The following is a 7,212-nucleotide window of genomic DNA, read 5'->3' as shown; positions in this document are numbered from 1 at the left end:
ATGGAGAGCGAGCCGTAACGGTTTTCCGGGTCGGTTTTTAACCTCATGGTGTTTCTCCGCTGTCGTTCAAGTAAACCAAGTAAAGCGTTCATTGCGGGCCCCGGGCCGCGGCCATTCGCGCGTCCGCATGCCTGTGCCAGGCCCGACCGGCGAGTTTGCGCAATTCAGCGTGCCACAACACCACGCTGGCCATGGCGGCGCACAGCAGCCATTGTTCAAACGCAAGGGGCACGGTGCCGAAAGCGTAGTTCAGAAACCCCAGGTTGACCACCGCGATCTGCAGGCCCAATGACAAGCCCAGCGCGGCCCACAACCAGGGGTTGGAGAAAAGGTGGCGAAACGCGGTGGTGGTTTCCGAGCGCGCGTTGAAGGCATTGAACAGATGCGCCAGCACCAGCACGGTGAAGCCGGCGGTGCGGGCGACGGCCAGGTCCTGGTCGCCCTCGATGAGACCGCCCGGCAGCAACATGTCCATGGTCAGGAGCGTCACCACCGCGATGACGGCGCCGGTCTGCAGTATCCCCGACCACATGCGGGCGTCGATCACGCGCGCATCGCGGGCCCGGGGCTTTCGCGCCATGACGTCGCCGACCGCGGGGTCTATGCCCATGGCCAGCGCCGGCCAGGAGTCGGTGATGAGGTTGAGCCAAAGGATCTGCGTTGCCAGCAGGGGGAGAACCACTGCCACGCCGGGGGCTTCAAGCCCGATGACGCCGGCGCCCACCACACCCAGAAAAACCGTCAGCACCTCCCCCATGTTGGAGGACAGCAGGTAACGCAGAAATTTCCGGATGTTGTCAAAAATGCCGCGCCCTTCGCGCACCGCCTCCACGATCGTGGCGAAGTTGTCGTCGGCCAGGATCATCCGGGCGGCCTGCCGCGTCACTTCGGTGCCGGTCAGGCCCATCGCGATGCCGATATCCGCGGACTTCAGCGCGGGGGCGTCGTTCACGCCGTCGCCGGTCATGGCCACCACCTCGCCGTCGGCCTGCAGCGCGTGCACGATGCGCAGTTTGTGGGCCGGCGCAACGCGCGCATACACCGACGTCCTGCGAACCGCGGCGGCGAATTCCGCGCCTTCCAGCCGGTCCATGTCGATGCCGGTCAGCGCGGGCGATTGCGCGCCGCGGATCCCGAGGTCCGCGGCAATCCGCATCGCCGTGCGGGGGTGGTCGCCGGTGATCATGATGATGCGGATGCCGGCAAGCTGGGCCTTGCGTATCGCGGCGGCCGCTTCCTCCCGCGGCGGGTCCATCATGCCGGCGGTGCCGACGTAGGTCAGGTTTTCTTCGAGCGATGCGGATTGCAGATCTTCCCCGGCGCCCAGTGCGCGGCAGGCGACGGCCAGTGTGCGCAGGGCCGCGTCCGAGAGGGCGTCGATATCGCCCAGGATGGCGGCTTTCAGGGCGGCATCCATCGGCACGCTTGCCGCGCCCACCTTGACATGGGTGCAGCGCTCAATCAGCACATCCGGCGCGCCTTTGCTGATGAGCATGGCGGCGCCCCCATGGTCGTGGTCGCGTTCAATCACCGACATCATTTTTCGGTCCGAGGTGAACGGAATCTCCCTGATTCGTTCATAGCGGCCGGCGCGCGCCTGGAGCGAAGGGCCGAGCTTGCGCGCGGCGACGAGGAAAGCCGCCTCCGTGGCATCGCCCTGAATCCGCCAGATGCCACCGGTGTCCTGCCGCAGGCCGGCATTGCCCGCCAGGCTGCCGCCCAGCAGCGTGAACGCCACTTCTTCCCGCAGCGGTCCATCGGTTAGCTCGCTGCCCGCCTGTTCGAGTCGGCCCTCGGGCGCATACCCGATGCCTGTCACTTCAACCATGCCGGATGCCGTGGCGATGCGCGTCAGGGTCATTTCCGCGCGCGTCAAGGTGCCGGTCTTGTCGGTGCAAATGACGGAAGCGCAGCCCAGTGTTTCCACGGAAGACAGGTTTTTGATGATCGCCTTGTGCCTGGCCATGCGCTGCACCCCCATCGCCAGCACCACCGACAGGATGGCGGGCAGTCCTTCAGGAACCGCCGCCACGGCTAAAGCGACGCCCAGAAGCATCACCGCGATGACGTCGCCGGCCGTGCGCAGTTCCGATAGCATCAGGATCGTAGCGACCACCACGGTGGCAACGATCAATACCGCAATTCCGAGGACCCGGCCCAGCCGGCTCACTTCCCGGGTCAAGGGCGTAGGCGCTTCCCGGGTCGCCTCAAGCATGGCGGCAATCGCGCCCATTTCGGTGTTCATGCCGGTCGCCGTGACCACCGCGCGTCCTGTGCCCTGAGTGATGGCTGTGCCCCTGAACACCATATTCGCGCGGTCCCCAAGTGCGGCGGATGCCGGCAGTGAAGAGCTGCTTTTCAGCACGGCCACGCTTTCACCGGTCAGTGAGGCCTCGTGGACGCGCAGGGCGGTGGCGCTTGCCAGCCGCGCGTCGGCGCCCACGACGTCCCCCTCATTCAGGACCAGCAAATCGCCCCGTACCAGCGACGCCAGCGGTATCTTTTGCACGCTGCCGTCCCGCATCAGCGAACAACTCGCTTGCGTGATTTTCGCCAGGGCCTCTACCGCGCCGCGTGCCTTGGCCTGCTGGACGTAGCCCAGCGCGGCATTGAGCAGGACCACAAGCGCAATCACCAGGGCGTCGATCGGCCAGCCGGCCCGCCCCTCCATGGCCCATGCGACCAGCGAAATGGCAATAGCCGCCAGCAGCAAATAGATCAGGGGATCCTGAAACTGCGAGAGAACGCGCCGCCAAGCGGTGACGGGTGGCGCGGCGTTGAGGGTATTCGGGCCTTGCACGCCAAGCCGCCGTGCCGCCTCGCCGGAGGAGAGGCCGCGCAGCAGGTCCGCGCCCGTGCTTGCGACGACGTCTTCGATCTCCCGGACCGACGGATCAGCCGGGTTTTCCGGCTGCGGGCGTGCTTCAGCGGCGAGGGGAATTTTCATCGTTGTCTTTTTTATCCGGTTTGCCCGGGTGGCGGCCAAAGCAAGCCGGCCGGCCCGGAGGCCGCGTTCGGCACTTCCAGTCTGGGGGCATCCGACGGTCGCCTGCTTGTCCTGGATCAAGGCGACGCCGCTTTGGCAAGGGAAAAAGCAAAGTAAAACCAAAACAAAACGCGCGAGGAACGCCCGCATTGCATTTATCGCAAACATCCGCCCGCCGGACTGTTCGATAACGTACAGACAAGCCTTTGCCCGGTGCCGCACCGGCCCGGGCTTGATCCATGTCAAGGGCGCGGCACCCCGCGCTGGCTACCCTTGCGTCATGCAAACCGCCACCGCCCCGGCCCCCGCAGGCCTCCTGCCGCCCGCCGCCGCATGGAACGCGCTGGACGAGCCGGCCGAATGGGAGGGCTTCAGCCGGCCGGTCGCGGGGCGCGAAGGCTGGTGGGAGTCGTGCCTGGCGCTCGAGGGCATGCACTGCGCGGCCTGCGCGCTCACGGTGGAGGAGGTCTTGCGCAAGCTGCCCGGCGTGGACACGGTCGAGGTCAACGGCGTCACCGCCACGGCGCGGCTCCAGTGGCGCCCGCAGGCCACGTGGCCTTCCGCCTGGATGGCCGCGTTGCACCATGCCGGCTATGGTGCCTTGCCGGCGGGCGACTTGCTGTTGGCCGGCCGCAGGGTGCAGGCCCAACGCCTGATGCTATGGCGTTGGTTGGTGGCCGGTTTTTGCATGATGCAGGTCATGATGTATGCCGCGCCGGCCTACCTGGCGTCGGCGGGCGAGATCACGCCCGACATCCAGGCGCTGCTGGGCTGGGCCTCCTGGGTGCTGACATTGCCGGTGCTGCTGTTTTCCTGCTGGCCCTTTTTCTCGGCGGCGCTGCGCGACCTGCGGCATCTGCGCATCGGCATGGACGTGCCGGTGGCGCTCGGCGTGCTCATCGCCTTTGGGGCCAGTACGGCTGCGACCTTCGACCCCGGCAGCCCTTGGGGTGCCCATGCCTCGTATGACTCGGTGCCCATGTTCGTGTTCTTCCTGCTGTCGGGTCGCCTGCTGGAGCAGCGGCTGCGCGATCGCACCGCCGGAGCTCTGGAGGCATTGATGCGCCGCCTGCCCGACAGCGTGGAGCGGCAGGAAGCTGATGGCAGTTTTCGCGCGGTGGCGGTGCGTCGCCTTGTCGCGGGCGACCTGATCCGCGTGTTGCCCGGCCAGGCTTTTCCCGCCGACGGGGTGGTAGAGAACGGCGAGAGCCGGGTTGACCAGTCGCTGCTGACGGGCGAGTCCAAGCCCTTGCTGCGGCGCGTGGGCGACGGCGTCGTTGCCGGCAGTCACAACCTGACAGGCATGTTGCTGGTGCGGATAGAGCGGGTCGGCCCGCAAACCCGCTACGCGGAAATCGTCGCCCTGATGGAGCAGGCCTCGGTCGAAAAGCCCGGCTTGGTCCAGCTGGTAGACCGAATCGCCAGCCCTTTCCTGGTTGCAGTGCTGTTGGCCGCCGCCGCCGCGGCCGTGTGGTGGTGGCCTTTTGGGCAAGCGCATGCGATGGCGGTCGCGGTGTCGGTGCTGATCGTGACCTGCCCCTGCGCCTTGTCGCTGGCCACCCCGGCGGCGATGCTGGCCAGTGCGGGTGCGCTGGCGCGCCGCGGCGTGCTGGTGCGCAAGCTCCAGGCGCTGGAAAGCTGCGCCGCCATTGACACCGTGGTCTTCGACAAAACAGGCACGCTGACGGAGGACCGCATGGAGGTCGTCATGGCCTATACCCCAGCCGGGGTCAACCGCGATGAGGTGTGTGAAAAAGCGGGTGCTCTGGCCAGGCATTCCCTGCATCCAGTCTCGCGTGCCGTCGCGGCGCGCTATCCCGCGCCGGACTGGGTGGCAAGCGAGGTAGAGGAGGTTGCCGGTCGGGGGTTGCGCGGCAAGGTCGCGCGCCTGGATGGAAGCGCGCCTCAGTACCTCTACCTGGGTTCGGGCTTTTTTTGCGGAGCGCCGGTGCCTGGCCGCGATGCGCCGGTTCTGCAGGCCCACCTGTCCGATGGCGGGCAATACCTCGCAGGCTTTGAGTTTGACGAAGCAATGCGGCCCGATGCGGCGCAGGCCGTGGCCGCACTGCTCAAGCTGGGTATCCGTGTGCAACTGCTCTCCGGCGATACCGGGCAGGCGGCGGCACGTCTTGCGCGCCGCGCCGGCATTTCCTGGTACTTTGCCGAATGTACGCCGGAGGCCAAGCTCGAGCATGTGCGCAACCTGCAGCGCGAGCACCACCGCGTCATGATGGTGGGCGACGGCATGAATGACGGGCCGGTGTTGGCCGTGGCCGACGGGTCCATGGCCATGGGTCAGGCCGTCCCGCTGGCCCAAGCCAAGGCGGACTTCGTGATGACCGGCGACCGGCTGCTCACCGTGGCGGTACTGCTGGCGCAAGCGCGGCGCACGAGGAGGGTCATTCGCCAGAACCTTCTGTGGGCCGCGGTCTACAACGCCACCTGCGTGCCGCTGGCGATTTTCGGCTACATGCCGACCTGGCTGGCCGGCTTCGGCATGGCGGCAAGCTCGCTGCTGGTGGTCGCCAACTCGGCAAGACTGGCGCGCGACGGGCTGGAGACCTGAATGGACATCCTTTTCCTGCTGATCCCCCTGTCCGTTGTGCTGGCCCTGCTCATCATCGGCGCGCTGGGCTGGGCGGTATGGCGCGGGCAGTTCGAGGCGCTGGAGCAGGAAGCTGAGCGCATTCTTCACAGTGATTGACCTGTATCAAATGCGGCACCACCTGCCGCGCCGACACTTTGAAGCATCAAGACAAAAGGTGCTTCATGAACGCAGAAACGACGCGAGGGGTCGCTTATCACGACAAGGTGGTGCGCCAGTTTTCATTGGCGGCAGTGCTCTGGGGCGTGGTGGGAATGACGGTGGGCCTGTTCATCGCGGCCCAGCTGGCCTGGCCTGAACTGAATTTCGGCATCCCCTGGCTCAGTTACGGCCGGCTCAGGCCTTTGCACACCAATGCCGTCATCTTCGCCTTCGGCGGCTGTGCGCTAATCGGCAGCAGCTACTACGTGGTCCAGCGCACCAGCAGCGTGCCGCTGTTTGCGCCCCGGCTGGCCGCCTTCACCTTCTGGGGTTGGCAGCTGGTCATCCTGGGCGCAGCGATCAGCCTGCCTCTGGGCTACACCACAGGCAAGGAATACGCTGAGCTGGAATGGCCCATCGATATCCTGATTACGCTGGTCTGGGTGTCTTATGCGGTTGTTTTCTTCGGCACGCTGGGAGTTCGCAAGGTCAGGCATATCTACGTGGCCAACTGGTTCTACGGTGCCTTCATCCTGGCGGTGGCAGTGCTGCACGTGGTCAACAGCGCAGAGATTCCGGCCGGCTGGATGAAATCCTATTCGGCCTATGCCGGTGTGCAGGACGCGATGGTGCAGTGGTGGTACGGCCACAACGCGGTCGGCTTCTTCCTCACCGCGGGCTTCCTGGGCATGATGTATTACTTCATCCCCAAGCAGGCGGAAAGGCCGGTCTACAGCTACCGTCTGTCCATCGTCCACTTCTGGGCGCTGATTTTCACTTACATGTGGGCGGGCCCGCACCACTTGCACTACACCGCCTTGCCCGACTGGACGCAATCGGTCGGCATGGTGTTCTCACTGATCCTGCTGGCGCCCAGTTGGGGCGGGATGATCAACGGCGTGATGACGCTGTCGGGCGCCTGGCACAAGCTGCGCGACGATCCCATTCTGCGTTTCCTGATCGTGTCGCTGTCCTTCTACGGCATGAGCACCTTTGAAGGCCCGTTGATGTCCATCAAGACCGTCAATGCGCTCTCGCACTACACAGACTGGACCGTCGGCCACGTGCATTCCGGCGCGCTGGGATGGGTGGGCCTCATTTCAATGGGCACGCTGTACTACATGATTCCGCGCCTTTTCGGGCAAAAACAGATGTACTCGGTGCGGGCCATCGAGGTGCATTTCTGGACGGCCACCGTGGGCATCGTGCTCTATATCGCGGCCATGTGGATCGCCGGCGTGATGCAGGGCCTGATGTGGCGTGCCATCAACGCCGACGGAACGCTGACCTACACCTTCGTCGAAGCGGTCAAAGCCACCTATCCCTTCTACGTGGTGCGCTTCTTTGGCGGACTGTTGTACCTGGGCGGCATGGTGCTGATGGCCTGGAACGTTTGCATGACGGTGGCCAAGGGCCGTCCCGTCCGGGTGCCGGTGCCGGCACTGGTACCGGCTCACGCATAACAAGAGAAAGCTCATTC

Annotated in this window: 4 protein-coding genes; 3 read left to right on the top strand and 1 reads right to left on the bottom strand. The window is 65.7% G+C overall.

What is annotated here, in order from left to right:
* Positions 1 to 88: 88 nt before the first annotated feature.
* Positions 89 to 2,947: a cation-translocating P-type ATPase gene (locus ABI546_RS02235; RefSeq protein ID WP_348043675.1), complete on the bottom strand. Its 2,859-nt coding sequence runs from the start codon at positions 2,945 to 2,947 to the stop codon at positions 89 to 91.
* A gap of 319 nt (positions 2,948 to 3,266) precedes the next feature.
* Here ABI546_RS02235 and ABI546_RS02230 point away from each other — a divergent pair, with 319 nt between their 5' ends.
* From ABI546_RS02230 to ccoN, 3 genes are all read left to right on the top strand, one after another.
* Positions 3,267 to 5,552 (top strand): cation-translocating P-type ATPase, encoded by a 2,286-nt coding sequence (locus ABI546_RS02230; RefSeq protein WP_348043674.1) that lies wholly within the window; start codon positions 3,267 to 3,269, stop codon positions 5,550 to 5,552.
* A complete protein-coding gene (gene ccoS, locus ABI546_RS02225; protein ID WP_122956401.1) occupies positions 5,553 to 5,690 on the top strand; it encodes a cbb3-type cytochrome oxidase assembly protein CcoS in 138 nt (45 codons plus the stop codon).
* A 65-nt stretch (positions 5,691 to 5,755) separates the two neighbouring features.
* Entirely contained in the window at positions 5,756 to 7,195 is a 1,440-nt protein-coding gene (ccoN, locus tag ABI546_RS02220) for a cytochrome-c oxidase, cbb3-type subunit I (protein WP_348043672.1), read from the top strand.
* The last annotated feature ends 17 nt before the right edge of the window (positions 7,196 to 7,212 follow it).

The sequence above is a fragment of the Polaromonas sp. genome (assembly GCF_039932935.1).
Lineage (GTDB): Bacteria > Pseudomonadota > Gammaproteobacteria > Burkholderiales > Burkholderiaceae_C > Polaromonas.
The sequence above is the reverse complement of the archived record's forward strand: the minus strand, read 5'-3'. Positions and strand labels throughout refer to the sequence as shown.

Excerpts from the sequence above, each read along its gene's own strand:
- ABI546_RS02230 (WP_348043674.1), top strand. The coding sequence starts at position 3,267 with ATGCAAACCGCCACCGCCCCGGCCCCCGCAGGCCTCCTGCCGCCCGCC.
- ccoS (WP_122956401.1), top strand. The coding sequence starts at position 5,553 with ATGGACATCCTTTTCCTGCTGATCCCCCTGTCCGTTGTGCTGGCCCTG.
- ccoN (WP_348043672.1), top strand. The coding sequence starts at position 5,756 with ATGAACGCAGAAACGACGCGAGGGGTCGCTTATCACGACAAGGTGGTG.
- ABI546_RS02235 (WP_348043675.1), bottom strand. The coding sequence starts at position 2,947 with ATGAAAATTCCCCTCGCCGCTGAAGCACGCCCGCAGCCGGAAAACCCG.